Origin of the sequence: Kineococcus deserti, from assembly GCF_050871945.1 — a bacterium.
In the GTDB taxonomy this organism is placed as follows: Bacteria; Actinomycetota; Actinomycetes; order Actinomycetales; family Kineococcaceae; genus Kineococcus.
In genome coordinates this window covers 348,021-373,306 of sequence record NZ_JBJLSI010000001.1, presented here as the reverse complement: position 1 = coordinate 373,306, position 25,286 = coordinate 348,021, and the positions used below count along the sequence as shown (strand labels likewise).

Here is a 25,286-nt window from a genome sequence, read left to right as displayed (position 1 = left end):
ACGGTGCGGTCAGGCGATCCCGTGGACGGCCAGGAACTGCCGCATCCGCCGCGCGGCCAGCGCCGGGTCGGCCAGCACCCCGGCCTCGTCGGCCAGCCGGAACGTCTCGGCCTGGTGCACGGCGCTGCGGGCGGAGTGCAGGCCACCGACCATCGCGTACCCCGGTTGCCGGCCGTCGAGCCAGTTGAGGAACGCGATCCCCGCCTTGTAGTAGGGCGTCGGCGCCCCGAACACGTGCCGGGCCAGCGGGAGCGTCGGGTCGAGCGCCGCCCGGAAACCCGTCACGTCGCCGGCGTCGAGGCGCACCAGCCCCGCCGCGGCGACGTTCGCGATCCCGGCGAAGATCCCCAGCAGGGCGTCGGAGTGGAACTGCCCGTCGCCCTCGATGAGTTCGGGGTAGTTGAAGTCGTCGCCGGTGTAGAGCCGGACACCGGCCGGCAGCCGCCGCCGCAGTTCCTTCTCGTGCTCGGCGTCGAGCAGCGACACCTTCACGCCGTCGACCTTGGCGGCGTTGGCGTGGACGAGGTCGACGAACACGTCGGTCGCGGCGGCCACGTCGCGCGCGCCCCAGTAGCCCGCCAGCGCCGGGTCGAACACGTCCCCGAGCCAGTGCAGGACGGCGGGTGTGCGCACCTGGGACAGCAGACCCGCGTAGAGCTCGAGGTACTCCTCGGGCCCGGCGGCCGCGGCCGCCAGGTGCCGGGAGGCCATGAGGATCGGCTGGGCGCCGGTGTCCTCGACGACCTGCAGCTGCTCCTCGTAGGCCGCGCGGATCACGTCCACCGGATGGATCCCGGGGTCGAGCTGGTCGGTGCCGACCCCGGCGGCGATCCGCCCGCCCACGGCGGCGGCCTCGGCCGCGCTGCGGCGCACCAGTTCGGTCGTCGCGGCGAAGTCCAGCCCCATCCCCCGCTGGGCGGTGTCCATGGCCTCGGCCACGCCGAGGCCGAGGGACCACAACCGGTGCCGGAACGCCAGCGTCGCGTCCCAGTCCAGGTCGGCCGGGGCACCCGGGACGTTCTCCGCGCCGACGCGCGGGACGACGTGCGCGGCCGCGAACACCGTCCGGGTGCGGGCCGGCCCGCTCGGCACCTCCCAGGCCACGGATTCGCGGACGGCGTGCTCGAGGAGTTCCACCGAACCGTCGGGGTTCCTGCGCGGCAGTGCCAGGACGTCCCCGGTGAGCGCACGGTCGACCGTGACCGTCACAGCGAGATCTCCGGCAGTTCCACGCGCCGGCCCTGCGCCGACGACTGCAGGCCCGCCTGCGCCAGCCGCACCCCCCGTGCGCCGGAGAGGAAGTCGTACGGGTGCGGGGTGTCGGCGACGACGTGCCGCACGAACTGCTCCCACTGGGCCTTGAACCCGTTGTCGAACCGGCCGTTGTCGGGGACGGGCAGCCAGTCGTCGCGGTAGCGGTGCTGTTCGGGCAGGTCGGGGTTCCACACGGCCTTCGGGGTGGCCGAGCGCGGCTGCACCCGGCAGTTGAACAACCCCGCCACGGCACTGCCGAGGGTTCCGTCGACCTGGAACTCCACCAGTTCGTCGCGGTCGACGCGGACGGCCCACGAGGAGTTCAGCTGCGCGACGACGCCGCCCTCGAGTTCGAAGATGGCGTAGGCGGCGTCGTCGGCGGTGGCCTTGTACGCCTCGCCCTTCTCGTCGTAGCGCACCGGTAGGTGCGTGACGGCCTTGGCGGTGACGGCCTCCACCGGCGCGATCGTCTGCTCGAGCACGTAGTTCCAGTGGCAGAACATGTCCGCGACGATGCCGCCGCCGTCCTCGGCACGGTAGTTCCAGCTCGGCCGCTGCGCCGGCTGCCAGTCGCCCTCGAACACCCAGTACCCGAACTCACCGCGGACCGAGAGGATCTCGCCGAAGAACCCCGAGTCGACCAGGCGCTTCAGCTTCACCAGCCCCGGCAGGAAGATCTTGTCGTGGACGACGCCGTTCTTGACCCCGGCCCGCGCGGCGGCCCGGGCGAGCTCGATCGCACCCTCGAGCGTCTCGGCGGTGGGTTTCTCCGTGTAGACGTGCCGGCCCGCGGCGACCGCCTTGAGGATCGCCTGCTCCCGCGCGGAGGTGAGCTGGGCGTCGAAGTAGAGCGGGTAGTCGTTGTCGGCCAGGGCCGCGTCGAGGTCGGTGGTGAAGTTCTCCAGGTCGTGGCGGCGCGCGATGTCGCGCAGCTTCTCCTCCGACCGGCCCACGAGCAGCGGCTCGAGCTGCACCTTCGAACCGTCCGGGAGTTCCACGCCGCCCTGCTCGCGGATGGCCAGGACCGACCGCAGCAGGTGCTGCCGGTACCCCATCCGACCCGTGACGCCGTTCATGACCACACCGAGGCGTTGCACCATCGCTGCCTCCTCCAGTCCAGGTTGGGAATGCGCTTTCCAGAGGCTAGGCCAGGCCGGCCGGTCCGTGCAAGGATCCGCCGCGTGCTGATTCCAGGGTTGTGCTCGGTCACCTACCGGAACCTCGACGCCGACGGCGTCCTGGACCTCGCCGCCCGGGCCGGGCTGCGCACGGTCGAGTGGGGCGGCGACGTCCACGTCCCGGTCGGCGACCTGGCGACGGCGCGGTCGGTGGCGGCCCGCACGGCCGAGGCGGGACTGACCGTGGCCTCCTACGGGTCCTACTTCCGCGCCGGCGTCCACGGGGGGTTCTCCGACGTCCTGGCCACCGCCGTCGCCCTCGGGGCGCCGCGGATCCGGGTGTGGGCCGGCGACCAGGGTTCCGCGGGAGCCGACCGGGCGCCCGTGGTCGCCGCCCTGGCCGACGCCGTCCGCCAGGCCGCCACCGACGGCGTGCAGATCGGCACCGAGTCGCACGGCGGCACCCTCACCGACACCACGGCCTCCACCCTGCAGCTGCTGGCCGAGGTCGACGACGCGGTCGGCGCCCCCCTGCTGACCACCTACTGGCAGCCGACGGTCGACGAGGACGACGACGCAGCCCTGGCCGAACTGGCCACCCTGCTCGACCGGGTCAGCACCGTCCACGTCTTCTCCTGGCTGCCCGGCACCGACCGGCGACCCCTGAGCGCCCGGGACTCCTTGTGGCAGCGTGCCTTCACCCTGCTGCGCCAGCAGGGACGGCAGCACGACGCGCTGCTGGAGTTCGTTCCCGGCGACGACCCCGCGGTGCTGGGCCGGGAGGCCGCGACCTTGACGGGGTGGCTGAACCCCTGACCGCCGACGGCGGGTTGTGAAGGTTTCCGGCACCGCCCTCAGGGCGCGCTCAACCGCTGCTAGGTTCCGGCACAGCCGTTCGGGGAGCTCCCCGGAACCGACCGGAGGTCCCCCGTGGGTGTCGCTCGCACCGTCGTCTTCCCTGCCCTGCGCCTGGTCGTCTGGGCCCTGATCGCCGTCGCCCTGCTGTACATCGCCTTCGGCCGCTCGGCGACCGCGGACGCCGACCCGGCCGCCGGCCCCCACGCCGTCGTCGAGCCGCCCGCGGCCGCCGTCACCCGCGGCGACGTGACCAACACCGTGACCCTGCAGGGCACGATCGAGGCCGACGCGGCCACCACCGTGAAGGCGACGGCGAACGGCGAGGTGGGCCGTCTGCGCGCCGAGGTCGGTCAGGTCGTGGACGAGGGGACCCCGCTGTTCTCCGTCCTCGTGACCGTCGAACCGCCCGCCCCGACCGACCCGCTGGCCCCACCGGCCGCCCCCACGACGAAGACCGTCACCGTGACGGCCACCGTCCCGGGCACCCTGATGACGCTGGACGTGCTGGCCGGGCAGTCGGTGACCATCGGTCAGGAGGTCGCGCGGATCAGCCCCGGAACCCTCACCGCGACCGCCTCGATGACCCAGGCGCAGCAGTTCCGGCTGCTGGAGCCCCCGACCACGGCGCAGATCACCGTGCCCGGCGGCCCGGGCACCTTCGAGTGCACCGGCCTGCGCACCGGCACGCCGGCCGCGGGGCAGGAGACGCCGAGCGGCCCGGACCAGGGTTACGCCGACCCCTACGCCGACCCCTACGCCGACCCGTCCGCCGCGCTGACCGGCGCGCAGGTCTCCTGCGCCGTGCCGCAGGGCGTCCAGGTCTTCGCCGGGCTCTCGGCGACGATGGAGGTCACGGCGGGGTCGGCGACGGGTGTGCTGCTGGTGCCCGTGACGGCCGTGCAGGGCAGCGTCGGGATGGGAAAGGTGTGGGTCGTCGCCGACGACGGGACCCGGACCGAGACCGACGTCACCCTCGGCCTGACCGACGGGCAGAACGTCGAGATCACCCAGGGCCTGACCGAGGGCCAGCAGGTCCTGCAGTTCGTGCCGAACACCGACACCCCGGTCGACGCGTACGGGACGTACGGGATGGGCTACTGATGGATCCGGTGGTCTCCCTCACCGGGGTGAGCCGCAGCGTCCGGCTGCCCGACGGCACCGACCTGCACATCCTCACGGGCGTCGACCTGCACGTCGCCCGCGGCGAGCACGTCGCCGTCGTCGGCCGCTCGGGGTCGGGCAAGTCGACGCTGCTGAACATCGTCGGCCTGCTCGACGCGCCGACGACCGGGCAGTACCTGCTCGACGGCAGGCCCGTCGCGGGGCTGTCCGCCCGGCGCACCGCGCGGCTGCGCGGGCAGACCTTCGGGTTCGTCTTCCAGCAGTTCAACCTGCTGCCCGGGCGCACCGCCACGGAGAACGTCGCCAACCCGTTGCTGTACGCCAGTGGCCGGGAGTTCCTGCAGCGCAGACGCATCGCCCGCGACATGCTGGACCGCGTGGGGCTGGGGCACCGGCTGGACACCATGCCGGAGAAGCTGTCCGGCGGGGAGCAGCAGCGCGTCGCGCTGGCCCGCAGCCTGGTCCGTCGGCCGCGGGTCCTGCTGGCCGACGAACCCACCGGGGCGCTCGACGTCGACACCGGCAGCGCCGTCATGGACGTCCTGGAGGACCTCGTGCGGACGGACGGGACGACCCTGGTGACCATCACGCACGACCTGTCGGTGGCCGCGCGCGCCGACCGGCAGTTCCGGCTGGACCACGGCGTGCTCACCGAGATCACCGGTGACGCCGTCGCGGCCGCCACGGCCCACCGGGAGACCTCGTGATCGGTCTCCTCGCGGCGATCTCGGAGGCCTGGAGCGAGATCCGCGTCCACCGCGTCCGCGTCGTCCTGTCGCTGGTCGGGGTGTTCCTGGCCGTGTTCGCGATGACGACCGTCACGGCCGTCGGGAACATGGCCCGGCAGATGGTCGGCGAGAGCACCGAACGCTCCTCGGGTCGTCCGGCGACCATCCGGGTCGAGGCCTCCCCGATGGGCACCCCCAGCGCCGGGAGCGCCCAGCAGGCCCAGGAGGCGCTGCGCAGCGCGGCGGTGCGCCACGAGGCGACGTGGTGGGGTCTGGCGTCCTCGCCGTACGGCGGCGGCGGGCAGCTGACCGTCCGCTTCCCCGCGGGCACCCAGTTCGTCAGCGCCACCACGGTCGACCCCAGCTACGGCACGATGCACCGCATCATCACCGACCAGGGCCGGTGGTTCGCGCCCGCCGACACCGACGCGTTCTCCCCGCGCATCGTGGTCAACCAGGTGTTCGCCGACCAGCTCGGCGGCTTCGACCCCGCGGCCCCGCCCACCGTCGTCCTCGGCGGCCAGACCCCCGTGACGGCGACCGTCGTCGGGATCTCCGGTTCGGCGGGCTACGACGCGACCGTTCCCGGCGCCTACGTCCTCAACGCCGACGTGCAGCGGTGGAACCTGCTGGGCGAGACGGGGAGCCTGTACCCGCCGGGGCTGGAGTTGTGGGTCCCCGACACCGACGCCGAGGCGCTCGTCGCGGCGCTGGAGTCGGAGGTCGCGGCCAGCCTGCCGGGGTACTCGGTCTGGGTCCAGCGCCAGGACGCCGGTGACGAGCTCGGCGTCGTCGACACCGTCCTGGCCTACGGGGTGCGGGGCGTCGGCGTCTTCGCGCTGGTGCTGGGCGGGATCGGCGTGCTCAACGTCGGGCTGGTGACGGTGCGGCAGCGGATCCGGGAGATCGGTGTGCGCCGCAGCTTCGGCGCGACCGGGGCCCGGGTGTTCTTCGCCGTGCTGCTCGAGAGCGTGGCGGCCACGTTCGTCGCGGGGTTCGCAGCGGTGATGCTGTCGATCATCCTGATCTCGAACTTCCCGCTGGAGGCCGTCCTGCCCGCGGGTCTCACGCTGGAGGACGTTCCGCCCTTCCCGGTGCAGGCCGCGGTCGAGGGGCTGCTCGCCGCGACCGCCGTCGGCGCGCTCGCCGGTCTCGTCCCCGCGACGATGGCGGTGCGCGCCAAGGTCATCGACGCCATCCGCTACTGACCCGCCCGCCGTGGTCGAGCACCGTCGTGCTCGACCACGGCGGGGGTCGTCAGTGCGACAGCGCCAGGTAGGCCAGGAGGTCGTGGCGGGTGATGACGGTGACGGGCTTGCCGTCCTCGACGACCACGGCCGCGTCGGCGCTGGAGAACACCTCGCGGGCCTCCTCGACCGACTGTCCCGACCCGACGAGCGGCAGCGCCGGGCCCATGTGCGAGCTGACGGCGTCGGACATCTTCGCCTTGCCGGTGAACAGCGCGTCGAGCAGTTCCCGCTCGTTGACCGACCCGGCGATCTCCCCGGCCATCACGGGCGGCTCGGCGCCCACGACGGGCAGCTGCGAGACGCCGTACTCGCGCATGATCCCGATGACGTCGTGCACGGTCTCGGTCGGGTGCGTGTGCACCAGCGCCGGCAGCCCGTCGGACTTGTGCCGCAGCACGTCGCCGACGGTGCGGCCGTCCTCGCTGTCGAGGAAGCCGTAGGACGACATCCAGTCGTCGTTGAAGATCTTGCCCAGGTAGCCGCGGCCGCCGTCGGGCAGCAGCACCACGACGACGTCGTCCGGGCCGAGGTCCTTCGCCGCGCGCAGCGCCGCGACGACGGCCATGCCGCACGACCCGCCGACCAGCAGGCCCTCCTCGCGCGCCAGGCGCCGGGTCATCTGGAAGGAGTCGGCGTCGGAGACGGCGATGATCTCGTCCGGGACGGAGGGGTCGTAGGCGGTGGGCCAGAAGTCCTCCCCGACGCCCTCGACGAGGTAGGGGCGACCCGTCCCGCCGGAGTAGACCGACCCCTCGGGGTCGGCGCCGATGACGCGGACGTTCCCCTGCTCCTTGAGGTAGCGGCCGGTGCCGGTGATGGTGCCGCCGGTGCCGACGCCGGTGACGAAGTGCGTGACCTTGCCCTCGGTGTCGGCCCAGATCTCCGGGCCGGTGGTCTCGTAGTGGCTGCGCGGGCCGTGCACGTTGGCGTACTGGTTCGGCTTCCAGGCGCCCTCGATCTCGCGCACGAGGCGGTCGGAGACCGAGTAGTAGGACTGCGGGTCCTCCGGCGGGACGGCCGTCGGGCAGACCACGACCTCCGCACCGTAGGCCTTCAGGACGTTGCGCTTGTCGACGCCCACCTTGTCCGGGCACACGAAGACGCACTTGTAGCCGCGCTGCTGGGCGACCAGGGCGAGCCCGACGCCGGTGTTGCCGCTGGTGGGCTCGACGATCGTCCCGCCCGGCTTCAGCGCCCCCTCGGCCTCGGCGGCCTCGATCATGCGGGTGGCGATGCGGTCCTTCACCGACCCGCCGGGGTTGAGGTACTCGACCTTCGCCAGCACGGTGCAGGCCAGGCCCTCGGTGACGCGGTTGAGCTTGACCAGCGGGGTACCGCCCACGAGGTCGACGACGGTCTCGGCGTAGCGCATGGGCCCATCATCCCGCACCGGCCGGACGCCGCCGACGGGCTACCGCCGGAGGGCGGGCACGTCGATCCCGCCGAGCTGCTCCCAGCCGGGAGCGATCGCGGGCCCCGCTCCGTGGACCACCTCGTCGTCCTCACCGTCCCGCGAACGCGTGCAGGGCGTGGTCACGGTGGTCCAGGATCCAGTGGTGCCGGGCGCCGAACCGGGCGTCGTCGCGCACGTCGCGCACCCAGTCCGCGGAGGCGTCCCCGGGTGAGGTGACCCCGACGACGAGCGTGGGGGCCGTCCCGGTCCAGTTGACCCGCGGGTCGGCGGGCGTGCGGTCGAGGACCACCACGTCCGGCTGGTACTCGCGCTGCGTGCCCGGCGGACGCCAGGCCCACTCCGTGACGGTGACGAGGCCCGCCCCCTGGAGCACGGCCCGGAAGTCGTCGGCGGCGTTCTGGTGTTCGAAGGTGCCCCGGGGAATCACGAGCAGGTGGCCGCCGACGTGCTCGCCGTGGACGTCGTCACCGAGCGCACAGAAGTCCTCCCAGGTCATCGGAGCCACCTGGGCAGACCCGCTCACCTCCGCCGCCACGCCCGTCACAGCAGCTGCGAGCCGGCCTCCGTGACGGCCCGCGCAGGTGGGCCGTGGACGTCACAGCGCCCGCCGCAGCGTCGTCAGCACCTCCTGCGCGGCCGCGAGCGCCGCATCGTCGCCGAACCGCACGACGTCCCCGCCGACGACGGCGAGCTGGTCGCCGATGCCGTGGGTCGCGAGCACGGGCAGCGGCCGCCGGGGCTGTCCTTCGGCGTCGGCGGCCAGGTCGGCCAGGGCCTGCGCGGCGGTCCGCACGACGTCGGCGGGGCTGGTGCCCTCCCCCGGCCGGGGCCGGTCCAGGCGGCTCAGCGGCAGGCCCCGGATGCGGTCGGCCTGCAGGGTCAGGAAACGCGAGAGCTCGGCACGCCGGACCTCCGGCGTGCCGAGCTCTGGGACGGTGCTCACCGTGTCAGTGAAGCACCGGTGTCAGTCGTTGCCGCGCAGGATCGCGATGAGGCGCAGGATCTCCAGGTACAGCCAGACCAGCGTCACCATCAGGCCGAAGCCGGCGCGCCAGGACTCCTTGACGGGCAGGCCGTTGCGGATGCCCTGCTCGATGTAGTCGAAGTCCAGGACCAGGAACAGCGAGGCCAGGACGACGCCGAAGGCGCTGACGACGATGGCGAGCAGGCCACCGCCGGCGTAGACGCTGCCGAAGCCGAGCAGGGCCGAGCCGAGGTTGACCAGCGCGAAGACCAGGTACCCGATCCCCGCGATCATCAGGACCTTGGTGAAGCGCGGGCTGTTGCGGACCACGCCCGTCTTGTAGGCGATGAGCATGCCGCCGAAGGCCGCGAGCGTGCCGATGACGGCCTGCCCGATGATCCCGTCGTACAGCGAGGCGTACATCGCCGAGATCGCACCGACGAACACGCCTTCGAGGACCGCGTAGGCGAACATGACGCCCGGGCGGACCTTGCGGGACACCTGCGCCCAGATGCCCAGCACCATCGCGACGAGAGCCGGGACGATGACCGCCCCGAAGCCGAGCGAGCCGTTGCGGACACCGAGGTACCCGCCCGCGGCGCCCACCAGCAGGACGGCGAAGAGCGACGCCGTGCGGACCACGACGTCGTCGAGGGTCATCCGGCGCGACTGCGCCGGGGTGGCGGACGGCTTCTGGTACCAGTCCTCGAGCGTGCGCGCGGAGGCGTCGGCGGGCGCCGCCTGACGCGACGAGGTGGGTGCGTCGAACGTCGCGTAGCCGTTCTGCTTCCACTCGTTGCTACGCGCGAAGACCGGGTTCTTGCTCTCCATGGCTCCCCTCCGGAGCAGTGTTCAGTCAACCCTTGCAACGGCCAAGCACCTGCTCGCGTTCCCCTGCGGGGTCACGAAGGGATCACGATGGGAGTACCCGGGACGGGGATCGAACCCGCACGCCGCGAACGGCCCGGGGGTTTAAGCCCCGTGCGCCTACCAGTTACGCCACCCGGGCAGGGCGACGCCATCATCTCAGCCCCGGGGCGAGGACCGCGCGGCCCGTTCGAACTCCGCGAACGGGTGCGACAGCGCGCCCAGCGCGACGGCCTCGCGGTGGAACAGTGCGGCCTGCACCCAGCCGAGCAGGACCCCCGCCTTGCGCCCCGGGGTCGGCACCTTCGACAGGTGGTACAGCCGGTGCACCAGCCACGCCGGGTAGCCGCGCACCCGCAGCCCGTGGATCTGCGCCACCCCCTTGTGCAGCCCGAGGGAGGCGACCGAGCCCGCGTCGGCGTGCCGGTAGTCGCGCGTGGCCCTCCCGCGCAGCTGCGCGAGCAGGTTGTCGGCCAGCACGCGCGCCTGCCGGACGGCGTGCTGGGCGTTGGGCGCGCAGAAGGTCCCCGGTCGCGTCAGGTCCGGGACGGCGCAGCTGTCCCCGGCGCCCCACGCGGCCTGCACCCCCGGCACGCGCAGGTCCGCCCCGACCCGCAGCCGCCGCTGCTCGTCCACCGGCAGGTCGGTGGCCTCCAGCAGCGGGTGCGCCTTGACGCCGGCGGTCCACACGATCGTGCCCGCCTCCAGCTCCCGGCCGTCCGACAGCACGACGCGCCCGTCGAGGCAGGAGGTCATCGTGGTGCTCAGGGCCACGTCGATGCCCCGCGAGCGCAGCACGTCGGCCGCGTACCGGCCGAGGCGGTCCCCCACCTCCGGCAGGATCCGGTCGGTCGCCTCCACCAGCACGAAGCGCAGGTCCGCCGGGCGCAGGCCGCGGTGGAACCGCATGGCGTAGCGGGCCATGTCCTCGATCTCGGCGATGGCCTCCACGCCGGCGTACCCGCCGCCGACGAACACGAACGTCAGCGCGCGGCGGCGGACGTCGGGGTCGGCGCTGGACTCGGCGAGGTCGAGGTTGGACAGCACCCGGTTGCGCAGGTGCACGGCCTCCTCCACCGTCTTGAACCCGATGGCCTGCTCGGCCAGCCCGGGGATCGGCAGCGTCCGCGACACCGAGCCGGGGGCGACGACGAGCACGTCGTAGTGCAGGTCGCGTTCGGCGCCGTCGGCCGCCCGGACCCTGGCGACGCGGTCGGCGTGCCGGACCGCCACCACGTCCCCGGCCACCACCTCGGCCCCGGCCCCGGCGTGGGACAGGGTGCGGCGCAACGAGACCACGACGTTGCGGGCGTCGATGGACCCGGCCGCGGCCTCGGGCAGGAACGGGTGGTAGGTCATGTAGCCGCGCGGGTCGACGAGGGTGAGGTGCAGCTCGCCGGGGCGGGCCCGCCGCAGCAACCGCAGGCAGGTGTTCAACCCGACGTAGCCGCCGCCGACGACGAGGATCCGCACGGGGGCCGGGGCTGACACGGTGCTGACACTAACTGCCGAGGTCCGCCGCCCTCGCGATCACGTCGTCGAGCATCTGCACCGTGAGCCGGCCGGTCGAGGTGTTCTGCTGGCTGACGTGGTAGCTGCCGAGCAGGACCACCGGCCCGTGCGGGCCACCGAGTTCGGCCTGCGCACCGTGCCCGAACCTCGGCTGCGGGCGCGGCACGGCCCATCCCGCGCGCCGGGCCGCACCCAGCGTCGAGGCCCACGCGAACGCGCCCAGGGCCAGCACGACCTTCAGGTCACCGGCGACGAGGCCGAGTTCGGCGTCCAGCCAGCCGCTGCAGGTGTCCCGTTCGGCCGGGGTGGGTTTGTTGTCCGGCGGAGCGCACCGCACGGGCGCGACGATCCTGGTGCGCCGCAACGTCAGCCCGTCGGCGGCGTGCAGCGACGTCGGCTGGTTCGCCAGCCCCGCGCGGTGCAGACCGGCGATGATCCAGTCCCCCGAGCGGTCCCCGGTGAACATGCGGCCGGTGCGGTTCCCGCCGTGCGCGGCCGGGGCCAGGCCCACGACGAGGATGCGGGGGTCGGCGACCCCGATGCTGGGCACGGGCCGGCCCCAGTACGGCTCGGTGCGGAACGCGCGCCGCTTGAGGCGGGCGACGTCCTCGCGCCAGGTCACCAGCCGCGGGCAGGCCCGGCAGACGCAGGCGCGGGCGGACAGTTCGGCCAGGTCGGTCCGGGCGAGCTCGTGCACCTCGTCGGCGGTGTGCGCGACGGGGGTGTCCGGACGCGAGGGGTCCCCGGGCCAGCCCGTGCCGGGCGCGACGGGCGAGCCGAAGGCGCCCTCAGCGGGCGACGTCGTTGGCGAGGTTGTCGAGGAGTTCACCGTAGATCCGGTCCAGTCCGCGCGGGGCGAAGGTCCGCTCGAAGAAACCGCCGATGCCCGAGGCGCCGTTCCACTCGCTGGTCACCACGACCTCGGAGGCGTCCGGCCCGTCGGACTCCACGCGCCAGGTCGTCACCATCGAGGAGTTCTCGTCGTTCTCCACCAGGGCGTGCCGGTCGGTCGAGGTGACCGTGGCCAGGACGTCGCGCACCCGCTTCTTGGTGGCGTGCAGCTTCCAGCGGACCACCGTTCCCGGACCCTGGCCACCTTCGAGCACCTCGTAGTCGGTGAACTGCTCGGGCAGCAGGTGTGGCCGCGTACCGCGGTAGTCGGCCAGTGCGGCGAGGATGCGCTCGGCGGGCGCATCGATGCGTCGAGTGGTCGTGGCGGTCACGGTGCTCATGCTTCCCACCCTGCCAGATGTGCGGTTTGCTGCAGGTCATGGTGACGCCGGACCAGGTGCGCGGCTGGGCGCTGGAACTGCCGGAGGCCCACGAGGAGGAGACCTGGGGCGCGGCGACGTTCCGCGTCCGCACCAAGATCTTCGTGATCCTGCGCGAGGACGTGGGCGTCGCCTCGGTCAAGGCGAGCCTGGCCGACCAGGCCGAGCTCATCGCCGGCGACGGCCGGACCTGGGCCGTCGCCCCGCACACCGGCCGGTTCGGGTGGGTGCAGGCGACGCTGGCCGGCGCCGACCCGACCGAGCTGCGCTCGGTCGTGCTGGAGGGCTGGCGGCGCACCGCCCCCCGGCGCCTGCAGCTCGCCCTCCCCGACGACCTGCGCGCCCTGCTCCCCCGGCGCTGAGGGCGGCCGGGGGGTCGGGGGGTCGGGGGGTCGGGACCGTTGTGACAGCGGGCCGGTAGGTCCGGCCCTTCGTCACAACGGTCCGAACGCTCAGAGCGTCCGCGCCATCGCGACCGCGATGCCGTCGAGGATGTCGTGCTCACTGGTGACGACCTCGGTGATCCCCGCCTGCGCGACGACCCGGTCCAGCACCGTCTCCCACACCAGCGCGCCCGCACCGATGACGTCGACGCGGCCCGGATGCACGAACGGCATCGCCGCGCGCTCGGCCCTGGTGACGTGCAGCAGGCGCTCGCACGCCTCACGGACCTGCCCGACCGGCAGCCGCACCCCGTGCAGGCAGCCGGGCGTGTACTCGGCCAGCTCGATGGCGGCGGCCGTGATGGTCGTGATGGAGCCGGCGACGCCGACGAGGGTGCGCGTCCGCTCCAGCGGGACGTGGCTGCCCGCCAGCACGGACTCGACGTCGGCGCGGGCGGCGGCGACCTGGGCGGCGCTGGGCGGGTCGTCGTGCAGGTGGCGTTCGGTCATCCGCACCGAGCCCATGTCCAGCGACCGCGCGGCCTCGACCTCGCGGCCGCCGAGGACGAGTTCGGTGGACCCCCCGCCGAGGTCGACGACGAGGAACGGCGCCTGCTCCGCGGGCAGCTCGGCGGTGGCGCCGGCGAAGCTCAGCGCGGCCTCCTCGTCGCCGGTGACGACGTCGGGCGAGACTCCGAGCCGCTCACGGATCCCGGCGAAGAACTCCTCGCGGTTGGACACGTCGCGCGAGGCCGACGTCGCCACGAACCGCACCGCCCCGGGGCGGTGGCGGGCGATGAGTTCCGCGGCGTTCTCGACGGCGGAGAAGGTGCGCTGCAACGCCTCCGGCGCGAAGGTCCCCGTCCTGTCGACGCCCTGCCCGAGCCGGACGACCTCCATCGTCCGCTCGAGCTCGCTCGTCCGGCCGGTGGCCGGGTCGACGTCGGCGACGAGCAGGCGCAGCGAGTTCGTGCCGCAGTCGACGGCGGCGACCCGCACGGTCTGCGCGCTCACGCGTCCTCGGGGGTGTGCGGGCAGACGGCGGGCCAGCCGCCGTCGGCGCTCAGCAGGGCGAGGGTCTCGTCGCCGATCGGGTTCACGCCCGGGCCGGCGGCCAGCGCGTGCCCGACGAGGGCGTGCAGGCACTTGACGCGGGTGGGCATGCCCCCGGCGGAGATGCCGGCGATCTCGGGCACGTCGGCGTCACCGAGCGCGGCGCGGCGGCGCAGGAAGTCCTCGTGCGCGCGGGCGTACGCAGCGCCCAGCTCGGGGTCGGTCTCGACGCGCCGGGTCATCTCCCGCATGAGCCCGGAGGCCTCGAGGGTGCTGATGGCGCCGGCGGCGATCGGGTCGACGAGGTAGTACGTCGTCGGGAACGGGGTGCCGTCGGGCAGCCGCGGGGCGGTCTCGACGACGTCGGGACGGCCGCAGGAGCACCGGTGCGCGATGGCGACGACGCCGCGCGGCACCCGGCCGAGCCGGCCGGCGATGCTGTCGAGGTCGGCCTGGGTGGCGGGGGTCGCGCCGGGGTTGGAGGTCACGTCCTGCTCTCTAGTTCGTGCTGGAACTGCTGCTGCCGCCCAGTCCGGGCGTCCGGGCCGGTGCGACGTCGTCGGTGTTGCCGGCCAGCCGCAACGACTCCCAGATGTTCTCGTACCAGGCGGCCGAGGGCTTCGGCACGCTGGTGGCGGCCTCCTGGGGGGAGACCGCGTCGGCGTCGGACTCGCCGTCGACGACGTAGGGGACCTCGCCGGGCATGACGAACCGCAGCCGCTCACGCGCCTGCGTGATGACGTACGCGTCGTCGTCCCAGCGGTCCTCCTGCGCCCGGGCGGCGGCCAGGTCGTCGGTCTGCTGGGAGATCTGCGCCTCCAGCCGGCCGATCTCGGAGCGCTGCTCGAGCCACTTCTGCAGACTCGGGACGAGGAAGATCGCCAGGAGCAGCACGACGGCGGACAGGACCAGGGCGCGCGGGCCCCGGGTCCGGCGGCGGTCGGCCGCGGTGAGCGTGGCGGCGCTGCGCCCGCGGGCCGCGGGTGCCGGCCTGCTGGAGGTCGCCCGCCCCCGGGCGTTCCCCGGCCCGCGACCGGCCCCCTGGCGCGGCGCAGCACTGCGCCCCGCGGCCCCCGCCGAGCGGGAGGGGCTGCGGGGCGCAGTCGGACGTCGCGTCGCCATGGGTCCTAGCTTCTCCCGGACGCGCCGATCACCGGCTCAGGCGCGCCCGGTGAAACCCGCCGAGCGCGGGAAGGCCTTGGCGCCGGCGTAGCGGCCCGCGTCGTCCAGCTCCTCCTCGATGCGCAGCAGCTGGTTGTACTTCGCGACGCGCTCGGAGCGGGCCGGAGCGCCGGTCTTGATCTGACCCGAGCCCACCGCGACGGCCAGGTCGGCGATCGTGGTGTCCTCGGTCTCGCCCGAACGGTGGCTCATCATGGTGGTGAACCCGTTGCGGTGCGCCAGGTCGACGGCGTCGAGGGTCTCGGTCAGCGAACCGATCTGGTTGACCTTGACCAGCATCGAGTTGCCGGCGGACAGGTCGATGCCCTTCTGCAGGCGCTCGGGATTGGTGACGAACAGGTCGTCGCCGACGAGCTGCAGCTTGTCGCCCAGCGCGTTCGTGATGTGCTGCCAGCCGTCCCAGTCGTCCTCGGACAGCGGGTCCTCGATGGAGACCAGCGGGTACTCGGCGACCAGGCCCTCGTAGTAGCCGGTCATCCACTCCGCCGACCGCTTCGAGCCCTCGAAGTCGTAGCCCTCGGCGCCGTAGAACTCGGTCGCCGCGACGTCGAGCGCCAGGGCGATGTCCGAGCCCGGGGTGAAGCCGGCCTTGCCGATGGCCTCGAGGATGAGGTCGAGGGCTTCCTTGTTGTTCGGCAGGTCGGGGGCGAAGCCGCCCTCGTCGCCCAGGCCGGTGGCCAGGCCGCGGGACTTCAGCACCGACTTCAGCGCGTGGTACGTCTCGGCACCCCAGCGCAGCGCCTCGCGGAAGGAGGACGCGCCGACGGGGGCGATCATGAACTCCTGGATCGCGACGCCGGTGTCGGCGTGCGCACCACCGTTGACGATGTTCATCATCGGCACCGGCAGCAGGTGGGCGTTCGGGCCGCCGAGGTAGCGGAACAGCGGCAGGTCGGCGGCCGAGGCGGCGGCCTTGGCCACGGCCAGGGAGACGCCGAGGATGGCGTTGGCGCCCAGGCGGTTCTTGTTCGGGGTGCCGTCCAGGTCGAGCATGACCTGGTCGATGATCCGCTGCTCGTGGGCGTCGTGACCGACCAGGGCCGGGCCGACCTCCTCGATGACGGCCTCGACGGCCTGCTCGACACCCTTGCCCAGGTACCGGCCCTTGTCGCCGTCGCGGCGCTCGTTGGCCTCGTAGGCGCCGGTGGACGCGCCGGACGGCACGGCCGCCCGGGCGAAGGTTCCGTCGTCGAGCAGGACCTCGACCTCGACGGTGGGGTTGCCGCGCGAGTCAAGGATCTCGCGAGCTCCGACGGCCTCGATGGTGGCCACGCGCACTCCTCGTGCTTCTCGATGTCGTCTTGGGTCGTCTTGGGTCTTGCGGCCCGAGCCTAGTCGCCTCCCCCGCGGCGGGAACCACCACCCGAGTCCGGGCGTCACCTGGAGAGGGATCACCGTCGAACGAAGGGTGCTGGTTGTGAGCGAGGCCGACAACGCCTGGCGGTTCGAGGTCGACGGCGTGCAGCACGACGTGGACGTCGACGTGAGCACGATGAGCGGGAAGATCGTCGTCCGGCTGGACGGCGAGGTCCTGGAGGAGGACCGCATCTGGTTCTCCGACAAGGAGATCCGCTTCCCCCTCGGCGGGCACGAGGTGCAGGTGGACGTCGACCTGGCCTACGGCGGCTTCTCGACGCGGTCCTCCCTGCGCCTGGACGGCCGGCACGTGGAACCGTTGCGGCGCTAGCCGGCGAGCCGCGTCCAGCCCAGCCGGCCCGCCCCCACCAGCCCCGACCCGCGAGGCAGGTCGGAGGTGCTGATCCGCACGTCGGCCAGGTGCGGGTAGACCGCGAACTCCGCGTACGCCCGGCGCAGCGGGTCCATGAGCACGTCCCCGGCCGAGGCCACTCCCCCGCCGACGACGATGTCGCTCAGGTCGAACAACGCCGCCGTGGACAGGAACGCCGAGGCCAGCGCGCGGGTCCCGGCGGCGATGACGGCGGCGGCGATCGGGTCGCCCGCGCGGGCGTCGGCGGTGAGGACCTTCGCGTCGACCTGCTCGCCGACCCGCCAGCCCTGCGCGTGCGCCGCGCGCACCATCGCGGGTCCGCTGGCGTACGCCTCGACGACGCCCAGCGCCCCCGACCCGGGCAGCAGCTCCCCGTCGAGGACGACACCGACGTGGCTGATGAACCCGGCGTTGCCGGTCTTGCCCGCCAGGATGCGACCGTCCAGGACGATGCCGCCGCCGATGCCGGTGGACACGACGACGCCGAGCATCGACGGTGAGCCGGCCGCGGCGCCGATCCACTGCTCGGCCGCGGCGAAGCACTGCCCGTCCTGCGCGAGCGCGGCGTCCACGTCGCGTCCCAGCACCTTCGACGCCGTCGACGCCACGTGCTCCACGAGCGGGAACCCCCGCAGCGAGGCGATGTTGACCGGGTGGACGGTGCCGCTGGCGGTGTCGACCGGGCCGGCCGACCCGACCCCCACGACGTCGGCCACCTCCAGGCCGGCCTCGCGGGCGTCGGTCAGGACGCCCTCGACGAGGCCGGCGAGCGCCCGGGCCACGGCACCGGCGTCGGTGGCCTCGGTCGGCACCTCACGGTCGTGCCGCACCGATCCGTCGTCGGCGACGAGGCCTGCGGCGAGCTTGGTGCCACCGATGTCGATGGCCAGCACGTGGGTCACGACGCGGACCCTACCCAGCCCGCTCCGCTTCCCGGGCTGCCGTCTCCAGACGCCGGGTGGCCGTGCGCAGGGCCGCCTCGGGGTCGACCCCGGCCGCGTGCGCCCGCCGGACGAGCGCCAGCAGCTCCTCGCCGATCCGCTCCTCACCGGCCCGCTCCTCACCGGCCCGCTCCTCACCGGCCCGCTCCTCACCGGCCTCGGCCTGCGTCGTCCCGTCCAGCCCGTTGCGCTGCAGCCGGCCGAGCACCTTGTCGGCCCGGGCCAGCGCCGGCAGCTGCAGCGGGATGCCGTCGAGCACGCTCTCGCGGGTCTTCTCGGTCGCCTTGATGGCGTCCCACCCCGCCTGCAGGTCCGCCGCGACGGCCTCCCCGGCGAAGACGTGCGGGTGCCGCCGCTCCAGCTTGGCCACGATGGCCGCCGCGACGTCGTCGATGTCGAACGGCTCCTCGGGGTCCTCCTGCGCCACCCGGGCGTGGAAGACGACCTGCAGCAGCAGGTCGCCCAGCTCGTCGCGCAGCTCCTCCCGCGTCCCCGTTTCGACGGCGTCGACGACCTCGTAGCTCTCCTCCACGAGGTACCGCAGCAGGCTCTCGTGGGTCTGCTGCACGTCCCACGGGCAGCCGCCGGGCGAGCGGAGGCGGTCCATGACGGCGACGAGGTCGAGGAGGGTCCTGCCGGGCGGCGTCGCGCTCATGGACGCAAGCTACCTGCACCCCGGTACGCGCACGGGTGGACGCGTCCCCCGACGCGACGACCGGAGTGGCTCTCGGCGGGGTCGACGCCCCCGCGTGCGGCCGGTTCCGGAGGGGCGCCCGATCGATCGAGGCGCCAGTGCTGATGACGACCACGGCGGAGGGATCAGGGCGTGCCGATCACTCGTCGGACCTGCCGCGCGACGACCGCTGCATCGAGGTTCGTGCGGACGAAGTCGCGGCCTGCGCGACCCAGGGCCGCTGCCTCCTCGGGTGCCGCCAGCAGCCGACTGATGGCCTCGGCCAGATCTGTTGCCGAGGGCGGCGAGGGCAGGAGGACACCCGCCCCTCCTGCCGCCACCGTCTCCGGGATCCCGCCCACGTCCGAGGCGATGACGGGGACCGCGTGGGCCATCGCTTCGGCGAAGGTCCGTCCGGCGGGCTCGGCCCACGTGGAGGGCCCGACGAAGACGTCTGCCCCGCAGTAGAAACGGGACAGTTCCGTCGGCGGTACGAACCCGACGAACTCCACGACGTCCGACACCTCGTGCGCCGACCGTCTCAGGCCCCGTGAGTACGCGGTTTCCGTGTCCGTCCCGAAGGCTGCGGAACCGACGATGAGCACCCGGACCGGCGGGAGGCGGCCGGTCGAGCGCAGGAGCTTCACCGCCTCGACGAGGAGGTGCACCCCCTTCTCCGGCACGAGGCGACCCACGAACAGCAGGCAGGCCGACCCCTCGACACCGAGTTCCCGACGAGCCTGCTCGCGCAGTTCCCGCGACGGCGCCTCCGAGGGAGGCGTCACGCATTCCGGCGTGACGGTGGTCGCACGGATCCCCGGCACTGCCCGCGTCAGTTCCTGCTCCACGAACGAGGAGCAGCAGTCGACGAGGTCAGCCGCCCGCAGTCCCGCTGCCGGACGAAGGTGGAGGTTGCCCATCCGCAGCACGATCCGGGCATCGGGCAACTCGCGTCTGAGCCACGGGACGAACTGCGCCCGGTTGAAGACGTAGACGACGTCGGCGTCACGGAGATGCTCCACCGCACGACGCATGTAGTGCCGCTGGGTCCACACCACCTCTACCCGGTGGCCGAGCTTCGGCACCTTCGACAGCAGCCTTCGCCCGCGGCGCAACACCCGTGGTTCGCGCACGTAGCGAACGTCGGGATGCGTCACCGATGGATCTGTCCCAGCCGTCGCCACGATCCGCAGGTCGACGTCGTCGAGGTGTGGGAGCAAGGCTTCGAGCCAGATCTGGAACGCACCGCCGGCCGTGGCGGGGAAAGTCAGCCTCTCGGGGAGGAGGAAGGCGACTCGAGGGTTCACCGCGCGTTCCCCGCGGCCACCGCCGCCTTCTGGTCCAGCAGCACAGCGTTGACGAACTCCGTGACCCACGCCAGCATCTCGGCGTCCCGCAACGGCTTGCCGCCGATCCGCGCGGTCATCGGCGCCGGCACCAGCGCGACGTCGAGGGCCGGTTTGAGGATCGTGCCCGGGTACAGCCGCTTGAGCCGCAGCTCCTTGGACTCGGGCAGGTTGATCGGCGCGAACCGGACCTGCTTGCCCATGAGCGCGACCTCGCGCAGCCCGCCCTGACGGGCGACGATGCGGAACTTCGCCACCTCCAGCAGGTTCAGCACCGGCTGCGGCGGGGTGCCGTAGCGGTCGACGAGTTCGGCGTGCAGTTCGACGAGGTCGGTCGCCGAGTCGGCCGCGGCCAGCCGGCGGTAGGCCTCCAGGCGCAGCCGCTCGGAGGGGATGTAGTCGTGCGGGATGTGCGCGTCGATCGGCAGCTCGATCTTGACCTCGGTGGGTTCGGGCTCGGCGTCCTCGTTCTCCGCCCCCGGCACCTTGTTGCGGACGTCGGCGACGGCGTCGGCCACCATCCGCATGTACAGGTCGAAACCCACGCCGGCGATGTGACCGGACTGCTCCCCGCCCAGCATGTTGCCCGCCCCGCGGATCTCCAGGTCCTTCATCGCCACCGCCATGCCGGACCCGAGGTCGGTGTGCTGGGCGATGGTGGCCAGGCGGTCGTGGGCGGTCTCGGTCAGCGGTTTCTCCGGCGGGAACAGGAAGTAGGCGTACGCCCGCTCCCGGCCGCGACCGACACGGCCGCGCAGCTGGTGCAGCTGCGACAGGCCCATGGCGTCGGCGCGCTCGACGATGAGGGTGTTGGCGTTGGAGATGTCCAGACCCGTCTCGACGATGGTCGTGCAGACCAGCACGTCGAACCGCTTCTCCCAGAAGTCGAGCACGACCTGTTCCAGCCGGTGCTCGCCCATCTGACCGTGCGCCGTCGCGATGCGCGCCTCGGGGACGAGTTCCTTCAGCCGCGCCGCCGTCCGCTCGATCGAGGACACCCGGTTGTGGATGTAGAACACCTGCCCCTCGCGCAGGAGCTCACGCCGGATCGCCGCGGCGATCTGCTTCTCCTCCTGCCCACCGACGTAGGTGAGCACGGGGTGCCGCTCCTCCGGCGGGGTGGCCAACGTCGACATCTCGCGGATGCCGGTGACGGCCATCTCCAGGGTGCGCGGGATCGGTGTGGCGCTCATGGCCAGCACGTCGACGTTGGTGCGCAACGTCTTCAGCGCCTCCTTGTGCTCGACGCCGAACCGCTGCTCCTCGTCGACGATCACCAGGCCGAGGTCCTTGAACTTCACCTCGCCGCTGATGAGCCGGTGGGTGCCGATGACGACGTCGACCGAGCCGTCGGCCAGCCCCGCGATCGTCTCCTTCGACTCCTTGCCGGGTGTGAAGCGGGACAGCGGCTTGACCGAGACCGGGAACTGCGCGTACCGCTCGGCGAACGTCTTGAAGTGCTGCTGCACCAGCAGCGTCGTCGGCACGAGCACCGCGACCTGCTTGCCGTCCTGGACGGCCTTGAACGCCGCGCGCAGCGCGATCTCCGTCTTGCCGTACCCGACGTCGCCGCAGATGAGCCGGTCCATCGGGATCGGCTTCATCATGTCGGCCTTCACCTCGTCGATGCTCACGAGCTGGTCGGGCGTCTCGACGTAGGCGAACGCGTCCTCGAGTTCGCGCTGCCACGGCGTGTCGGGGCCGAACTGGAAACCCTTGGTCGCCATCCGCGCCGAGTACAGCCGGATGAGGTCACCGGCGATCTCCTTGACGGCCTTGCGGGCCCTGCTCTTGGTCTTGGCCCAGTCCGAGCCACCCATCTTCGACAGCGTCGGGGCCTCGCCGCCGGTGTACCGGGTGACCTGGTCGAGGGTGTCGGTGGGCACGAACAACCGGTCGCCGGGCTGGCCGCGCTTGCTGGAGGCGTACTCCAGGACGAGGTACTCGCGCGTGGCGCCCTGGATCGTGCGCTGCACCATCTCGACGAACCGGCCGATGCCGTGCTGTTCGTGGACGACGAAGTCGCCGGGCCGCAGCGACAACGGGTCCACGGCGTTGCGCCGCCGGCGCGGGGCCATCCGCCGCATGTCCTTGGTGGACTGCCCGCCGACGCCGGTGATGTCGGACTCGGTGACCAGCGCGGTCCTCAGCGCCTCGGCGACGAACCCGTGCTCGACGCTGGCCGTGGTCACCGTCACCACCGACGGGACGGGTTCCTCGACGAGGTCGTCGACCAGCCGGGCGGGGACGTCCTCGCCCGAAAGCATCTCGACCAGGCGCTTGGCCGGGCCGTGCCCCTCGGTCGTCACCACGATGCGCCAGCCGGCCGAGGCCAGGTCACGCAGTTCGTGCAGCGCCTTCTCGGTCTCCCCGCGGTACCCGGCGACGTCCCGGGCGCCCACGCGCAGGATGCGCACGTCCTCCAGGTCGCGCAGTTCCTCGTCCTCGACCAGCGAGGTGATGGACCACCACGGCCGGCCGGTGGCCTCGGCGTGCGCGCGCACCTCGGCCAGCGTCGCGAACGAGGAGGCCCCCAGGTCGACGGGCGTCTGCCCGCCGGCGGCGGCGTTCATCCAGGCGGCGTCGAGGAACTCCGCGCCGGTGGCGACGAGGTCGTGCGCCCGGGCCCGGACCTTCTCGGGGTCGGCCAGGACGACGTGCGTGCCCGCGGGCAGCACGTCCAGCAGCGGTTCCATGCCGTCGACCAGGGCCGGGGCCAGGGACTCCATGCCCTCCACCGCGATGCCCTCGGCCAGCTTCGCCAGCACGTCGGCGGCCCCGGGCAGCGTCTCCATGAGCGCGCGGGCCCGTTCGCGCACGACGTCGGTGAGCAGCAGTTCCCGGCACGGCGGCGCCCAGACCCCGTCGGGCTCGACCTCCAGGGTGCGCTGGTCGGCGACGGAGAAGGAACGGACCTCCTCGACCTCGTCGCCGAAGAACTCCACGCGCAGGGGGTGCGGGCGGGTGGGCGGGAAGACGTCGAGGATCCCGCCGCGGACGGCGAACTCGCCGCGGCGCTCCACCATGTCGACCCGCGTGTAGGCCGCAGCCGCGAGCGCCTCCACGGTCGCGTCGAGCCCGACGTCGTCGCCGGCGCGCAGGCGGACGGGTTCGAGGTCGGCCAGTCCCTTGACCAGCGGCTGCAGCACCGCCCGGACGGGGGCGACGACGACCCGCACCTCCCCCGTGGTCGGGTCGTCCGGGGAGGGGTGCGCCAGCCGGCGCAGCACGGCCAGCCGCTGGGCGACGGTGTCGCTGCGCGGGGACAGCCGTTCGTGCGGCAGCGTCTCCCAGGCGGGGAACTCCGCGACGGTGTCGGCGGGCAGGTAGCAGCGCAGCCAGGTGGCCAGGTCCTCGCACTCGCGGCCGGTGGCGGTCACGACCAGCAGCGGGCGCTCGGCGGCGAAGGCCGAGAGCAGCGCGGGACGCACGCCGAGGGGCGCCACGACGTCCAGGGCGCTGCTGCCACCCTCGCGGGCGGTCTCGACGGCCGCGCGGACGGCCGGTTCGGTGCGCAGGACGTCGAGCAGGCCGGTGAGGCTCACGAACACTCCGGTAGTCGTCGTGGAGGGGTGCGACCACCCTACGTCCGGCGTCCGACACCAGCTCCGCGTGCGCGGCCGCTGTGGACGCCGGTCCCGGCTCGCTACTGTGCGCCGCGTGTCCGGCCACTCCTCGCTGTCCTCCGACCAGCCGCTGCCGAGTCGACGGTCCCGGCTCGAGGAGCGCCGCCGCCGCCGCGAGGCACGCACCCGCCGCGGTGCCCTCTGGGTCGTCGTGTGGGTGGTCGTGCTGCTGGTCGTGGCGTGGGTCGTGGCGGTCGTGGTGTCGGGAGCCCAGGCGGCCCGGGCGCTGCAACGGGTGGCCGACCAGGTGCCGGTCCTCGAGCAGCAGGTGCGGGACGAGGACTTCACCGCGGCCACGGCCACGGCCGCCGGGCTCGACGAGGACGCCGCGGCGGCCGACCGGGCCACCCGGCAGTTCCCCTACCGCCTGGCCGAGCACGTGCCGTGGGTGGGCGACCAGCTGTCCGCCGTGCGCGGAGGAGCCCACGCGGCCGCCCTGCTCACCGCCCCGCTGCCGCAGGCCCTGCAGACGGCCGGGAACGTCGTCAGCGACGGGCTCGTCTCGGCCGACCAGGCGGTGGACGTGGCCGGCCTGGCGCAGCTGACCCCGATCGTCACCGACTACCGGACGCGCATCGCGCAGGCCCGGGAGTCGCTGCACGCCGGGGAGAGCCCGGCCGTCCTGTCCCTCATCAGCGACCGCCTCGACCCGGTGACGGCGCAGCTGGACGAGATCGCCGGCCCCCTCGACACCGCCGCGCAGGTGCTGCCGCAGCTGCCGTCCCTGCTCGGGGCGGACGGAGCCCGCACCTACCTCGTCGCCTTCACCAACCCGGCCGAGATCCGGCCGGTGCAGGGCATCGTCGGTGCCTACGCCTACCTGTCGGTGGACCAGGGGAAGATCTCGCTCACCACGACCGGCACCGACGGAGACCTGTACGACGCGCGGGCCGACGTCTCGGCGGTCGGCCCCGAGTTCGCGGCCCTGTACGGCGAGGACGCCTCGCTGGTGCAGAACCTGACCGTCGGCGGCAGCGCCGACGAGGCGGGGGTGCTGGCGTCCTCGTTGGTGACCGACGCCGGGCTGCCCGCACCGGACGTCGTCGTCTTCGTCGACCCCGTCGGGCTGGGACAGCTGCTCGGCCCCGACCACGCCGCCCTGGAGCTCGGCCCGTTCGGGCAGGTCGCCACCGCCGACGTCGCCCGCGTCCTCATGTACGACGCCTACGTCACCTACGGCGCGAACCAGGCCGCCCGCAAGGCCTTCCTCGCCGCCACCTCCGCGGCCGCGTTCCAGGCCGTGCTGTCGGACGGGTTGTCGACCGCCACCCTGGACGGTGCGCAGGAGGCCGTCGACTCCGGTCACCTGGCCGTGTGGTCCTCGCGCCCGGCCGAGCAGGCCGCGCTGGAGACCGCGGGGGTCGCCGGTGTCCTCGGCGAGCCCGTCGACGGCACCGTCCACGTCGGCCTGACCAACACCGAGCCCTCCAAGCTCGACTACTGGGTGCAGCCGGCCTTCGACCTCTCGGCGCCCTGCGCCGCCGGGGGCACCGCGCGCGGCTCGCTGACGCTGACGCTGACGAACACCGTGCCGGAGGACATCCCCGACTACGTCGCCAACGCCACCGCGCGCACCGCGCTCGGCGAGCGCACCGCCCAGCAGACCGTGTCGCTGTGGGTGGCCCCCTGGGTGGGGCTGGAGGGGGCGAGCGTGAACGGGCAGCCCGTCGCCACGGCCGTGGACAGCGAGGGGGGCTGGCGACTGGTCCGGCTGACCGTCGACGTGCCGCCGGGCGCACCCGCCGTCGTGCAGTGGACCTTCAGCGGCTCCGCCGAGTCGCTGCCGCGCACGGTGACCGGCCCCACCACGGCGCTCGCACCGACCGTGACCGCGGCGGCCTGTACCCCGTGAGGGTGCACCCGAACGTGCGCGGACCATCACGGAAGGGCAACACGTCACACGATTCGCCCAGATCGGCTGGACTCAAGGGGTGACGTTCCGTCATCCTGGGGCGGCCTCGCGATCACAGGGTTCGCTGGGGCATCGAAAGTGGG

At 73.3% G+C, this 25,286-nt stretch carries 24 protein-coding genes and 1 tRNA gene; 7 read left to right on the top strand and 18 right to left on the bottom strand.

Annotated features, from left to right (window positions below):
• Nucleotides 1-9 precede the first annotated feature (9 nt).
• Together ACRYR2_RS01870 and ACRYR2_RS01865 are read right to left on the bottom strand one after the other, a co-directional pair.
• Nucleotides 10-1,209: a dihydrodipicolinate synthase family protein gene (locus tag ACRYR2_RS01870; protein WP_432561105.1), complete on the bottom strand. Its 1,200-nt coding sequence runs from the start codon at nucleotides 1,207-1,209 to the stop codon at nucleotides 10-12.
• Nucleotides 1,206-2,354, bottom strand: a complete 1,149-nt coding sequence (locus ACRYR2_RS01865; RefSeq protein WP_432561104.1) for a Gfo/Idh/MocA family protein — start codon at nucleotides 2,352-2,354, stop codon at nucleotides 1,206-1,208. The genes ACRYR2_RS01870 and ACRYR2_RS01865 overlap by 4 nt, the downstream gene beginning before the upstream one ends.
• A gap of 81 nt (nucleotides 2,355-2,435) precedes the next feature.
• Here ACRYR2_RS01865 and ACRYR2_RS01860 point away from each other — a divergent pair, with 81 nt between their 5' ends.
• The 4 genes from ACRYR2_RS01860 to ACRYR2_RS01845 all read left to right on the top strand — a co-directional run bounded on the left by ACRYR2_RS01860 (nucleotide 2,436) and on the right by ACRYR2_RS01845 (nucleotide 6,288).
• Complete coding sequence (locus tag ACRYR2_RS01860) at nucleotides 2,436-3,188, top strand: sugar phosphate isomerase/epimerase family protein (RefSeq protein ID WP_432561103.1); 753 nt, start codon at nucleotides 2,436-2,438, stop codon at nucleotides 3,186-3,188.
• 114 nt (nucleotides 3,189-3,302) lie between these two features.
• Entirely contained in the window at nucleotides 3,303-4,331 is a 1,029-nt protein-coding gene (locus tag ACRYR2_RS01855; protein ID WP_432561102.1) for an efflux RND transporter periplasmic adaptor subunit, read from the top strand.
• Nucleotides 4,331-5,059: an ABC transporter ATP-binding protein gene (locus ACRYR2_RS01850; protein WP_432561101.1), complete on the top strand. Its 729-nt coding sequence runs from the start codon at nucleotides 4,331-4,333 to the stop codon at nucleotides 5,057-5,059. Before ACRYR2_RS01855 ends, ACRYR2_RS01850 begins: the two co-directional genes overlap by 1 nt.
• Nucleotides 5,056-6,288 carry an ABC transporter permease gene (locus tag ACRYR2_RS01845; RefSeq protein ID WP_432561100.1) on the top strand — a complete coding sequence of 411 codons (1,233 nt, stop codon included), beginning with the start codon at nucleotides 5,056-5,058 and terminating at the stop codon, nucleotides 6,286-6,288. Before ACRYR2_RS01850 ends, ACRYR2_RS01845 begins: the two co-directional genes overlap by 4 nt.
• Before the next feature lie 49 nt (nucleotides 6,289-6,337).
• Here the strand turns inward: ACRYR2_RS01845 and ACRYR2_RS01840 are convergent, their stop codons facing one another.
• From ACRYR2_RS01840 to ACRYR2_RS01805, 8 genes are all read right to left on the bottom strand, one after another.
• A complete protein-coding gene (locus ACRYR2_RS01840) occupies nucleotides 6,338-7,702 on the bottom strand; it encodes a cystathionine beta-synthase (protein ID WP_432561099.1) in 1,365 nt (454 codons plus the stop codon).
• Between the two features lie 130 nt (nucleotides 7,703-7,832).
• On the bottom strand, nucleotides 7,833-8,240 hold the full coding sequence (locus tag ACRYR2_RS01835; RefSeq protein ID WP_432561098.1) for a Uma2 family endonuclease: 408 nt from the start codon (nucleotides 8,238-8,240) through the stop codon (nucleotides 7,833-7,835).
• A 99-nt stretch (nucleotides 8,241-8,339) separates the two neighbouring features.
• Nucleotides 8,340-8,687 (bottom strand): hypothetical protein, encoded by a 348-nt coding sequence (locus tag ACRYR2_RS01830; RefSeq protein ID WP_432561097.1) that lies wholly within the window; start codon nucleotides 8,685-8,687, stop codon nucleotides 8,340-8,342.
• A 21-nt stretch (nucleotides 8,688-8,708) separates the two neighbouring features.
• Entirely contained in the window at nucleotides 8,709-9,539 is an 831-nt protein-coding gene (locus tag ACRYR2_RS01825) for a Bax inhibitor-1/YccA family protein (RefSeq protein WP_432561096.1), read from the bottom strand.
• Between the two features lie 94 nt (nucleotides 9,540-9,633).
• A tRNA-Leu gene (locus ACRYR2_RS01820) sits at nucleotides 9,634-9,717 on the bottom strand.
• A gap of 17 nt (nucleotides 9,718-9,734) precedes the next feature.
• Nucleotides 9,735-11,066: an NAD(P)/FAD-dependent oxidoreductase gene (locus tag ACRYR2_RS01815; RefSeq protein WP_432561095.1), complete on the bottom strand. Its 1,332-nt coding sequence runs from the start codon at nucleotides 11,064-11,066 to the stop codon at nucleotides 9,735-9,737.
• A gap of 10 nt (nucleotides 11,067-11,076) precedes the next feature.
• On the bottom strand, nucleotides 11,077-11,916 hold the full coding sequence (locus ACRYR2_RS01810; protein ID WP_432561094.1) for a uracil-DNA glycosylase: 840 nt from the start codon (nucleotides 11,914-11,916) through the stop codon (nucleotides 11,077-11,079).
• Nucleotides 11,876-12,319: an SRPBCC family protein gene (locus ACRYR2_RS01805; protein ID WP_432561093.1), complete on the bottom strand. Its 444-nt coding sequence runs from the start codon at nucleotides 12,317-12,319 to the stop codon at nucleotides 11,876-11,878. The genes ACRYR2_RS01810 and ACRYR2_RS01805 overlap by 41 nt, the downstream gene beginning before the upstream one ends.
• A 17-nt stretch (nucleotides 12,320-12,336) precedes the next feature.
• Between ACRYR2_RS01805 and ACRYR2_RS01800 the strand changes: the two genes are divergently transcribed.
• Nucleotides 12,337-12,720 carry an MmcQ/YjbR family DNA-binding protein gene (locus ACRYR2_RS01800; protein ID WP_432561092.1) on the top strand — a complete coding sequence of 128 codons (384 nt, stop codon included), beginning with the start codon at nucleotides 12,337-12,339 and terminating at the stop codon, nucleotides 12,718-12,720.
• A 90-nt stretch (nucleotides 12,721-12,810) separates the two neighbouring features.
• Here ACRYR2_RS01800 and ACRYR2_RS01795 read toward each other — a convergent pair whose 3' ends face one another.
• From ACRYR2_RS01795 to eno, 4 genes are read right to left on the bottom strand one after another with little or no spacing between them, the layout of a single operon-like run.
• Entirely contained in the window at nucleotides 12,811-13,755 is a 945-nt protein-coding gene (locus ACRYR2_RS01795) for a Ppx/GppA phosphatase family protein (RefSeq protein WP_432561091.1), read from the bottom strand.
• On the bottom strand, nucleotides 13,752-14,282 hold the full coding sequence (locus ACRYR2_RS01790; protein ID WP_432561090.1) for a DUF501 domain-containing protein: 531 nt from the start codon (nucleotides 14,280-14,282) through the stop codon (nucleotides 13,752-13,754). Before ACRYR2_RS01790 ends, ACRYR2_RS01795 begins: the two co-directional genes overlap by 4 nt.
• Before the next feature lie 10 nt (nucleotides 14,283-14,292).
• Nucleotides 14,293-14,916 carry an FtsB family cell division protein gene (locus tag ACRYR2_RS01785; RefSeq protein ID WP_432561089.1) on the bottom strand — a complete coding sequence of 208 codons (624 nt, stop codon included), beginning with the start codon at nucleotides 14,914-14,916 and terminating at the stop codon, nucleotides 14,293-14,295.
• A 36-nt stretch (nucleotides 14,917-14,952) separates the two neighbouring features.
• Nucleotides 14,953-16,248, bottom strand: coding sequence for a phosphopyruvate hydratase (eno, locus tag ACRYR2_RS01780; protein WP_432561088.1), 1,296 nt, complete (start codon nucleotides 16,246-16,248; stop codon nucleotides 14,953-14,955).
• Nucleotides 16,249-16,393: 145 nt separating this feature from the next.
• On the opposite strand from eno, the gene ACRYR2_RS01775 reads away from it, so the two are divergent.
• Nucleotides 16,394-16,663, top strand: a complete 270-nt coding sequence (locus ACRYR2_RS01775) for a hypothetical protein (protein ID WP_432561087.1) — start codon at nucleotides 16,394-16,396, stop codon at nucleotides 16,661-16,663.
• Here ACRYR2_RS01775 and ACRYR2_RS01770 read toward each other — a convergent pair.
• The 4 genes from ACRYR2_RS01770 to mfd all read right to left on the bottom strand — a co-directional run bounded on the left by ACRYR2_RS01770 (nucleotide 16,660) and on the right by mfd (nucleotide 23,210).
• Complete coding sequence (locus ACRYR2_RS01770; RefSeq protein WP_432561086.1) at nucleotides 16,660-17,607, bottom strand: ROK family protein; 948 nt, start codon at nucleotides 17,605-17,607, stop codon at nucleotides 16,660-16,662. The two genes, ACRYR2_RS01775 and ACRYR2_RS01770, sit on opposite strands and share 4 nt — an antisense overlap.
• A gap of 10 nt (nucleotides 17,608-17,617) precedes the next feature.
• Entirely contained in the window at nucleotides 17,618-18,301 is a 684-nt protein-coding gene (locus tag ACRYR2_RS01765; RefSeq protein WP_432561085.1) for a nucleoside triphosphate pyrophosphohydrolase, read from the bottom strand.
• A gap of 164 nt (nucleotides 18,302-18,465) precedes the next feature.
• The gene (locus ACRYR2_RS01760) at nucleotides 18,466-19,341 is read right to left on the bottom strand and encodes a glycosyltransferase family 4 protein (protein WP_432561084.1); all 876 of its coding nucleotides are present in this window, start codon (nucleotides 19,339-19,341) and stop codon (nucleotides 18,466-18,468) included.
• A 281-nt stretch (nucleotides 19,342-19,622) separates the two neighbouring features.
• Nucleotides 19,623-23,210, bottom strand: coding sequence for a transcription-repair coupling factor (gene mfd / locus ACRYR2_RS01755; protein WP_432561083.1), 3,588 nt, complete (start codon nucleotides 23,208-23,210; stop codon nucleotides 19,623-19,625).
• 115 nt (nucleotides 23,211-23,325) lie between these two features.
• Here mfd and ACRYR2_RS01750 point away from each other — a divergent pair, with 115 nt between their 5' ends.
• Entirely contained in the window at nucleotides 23,326-25,143 is a 1,818-nt protein-coding gene (locus ACRYR2_RS01750) for a DUF4012 domain-containing protein (RefSeq protein ID WP_432561082.1), read from the top strand.
• Nucleotides 25,144-25,286: the final 143 nt, after the last annotated feature.

What these genes read in the sequence shown, in the direction of transcription:
- ACRYR2_RS01865 (WP_432561104.1), bottom strand. Translation starts at nt 2,354, where the DNA reads ATGGTGCAACGCCTCGGTGTGGTCATGAACGGCGTCACGGGTCGGATG.
- ACRYR2_RS01850 (WP_432561101.1), top strand. Translation starts at nt 4,331, where the DNA reads ATGGATCCGGTGGTCTCCCTCACCGGGGTGAGCCGCAGCGTCCGGCTG.
- ACRYR2_RS01840 (WP_432561099.1), bottom strand. Translation starts at nt 7,702, where the DNA reads ATGCGCTACGCCGAGACCGTCGTCGACCTCGTGGGCGGTACCCCGCTG.
- ACRYR2_RS01835 (WP_432561098.1), bottom strand. Translation starts at nt 8,240, where the DNA reads ATGACCTGGGAGGACTTCTGTGCGCTCGGTGACGACGTCCACGGCGAG.
- ACRYR2_RS01825 (WP_432561096.1), bottom strand. Translation starts at nt 9,539, where the DNA reads ATGGAGAGCAAGAACCCGGTCTTCGCGCGTAGCAACGAGTGGAAGCAG.
- ACRYR2_RS01805 (WP_432561093.1), bottom strand. Translation starts at nt 12,319, where the DNA reads ATGAGCACCGTGACCGCCACGACCACTCGACGCATCGATGCGCCCGCC.
- ACRYR2_RS01800 (WP_432561092.1), top strand. Translation starts at nt 12,337, where the DNA reads ATGTGCGGTTTGCTGCAGGTCATGGTGACGCCGGACCAGGTGCGCGGC.
- ACRYR2_RS01785 (WP_432561089.1), bottom strand. Translation starts at nt 14,916, where the DNA reads ATGGCGACGCGACGTCCGACTGCGCCCCGCAGCCCCTCCCGCTCGGCG.
- ACRYR2_RS01765 (WP_432561085.1), bottom strand. Translation starts at nt 18,301, where the DNA reads ATGAGCGCGACGCCGCCCGGCAGGACCCTCCTCGACCTCGTCGCCGTC.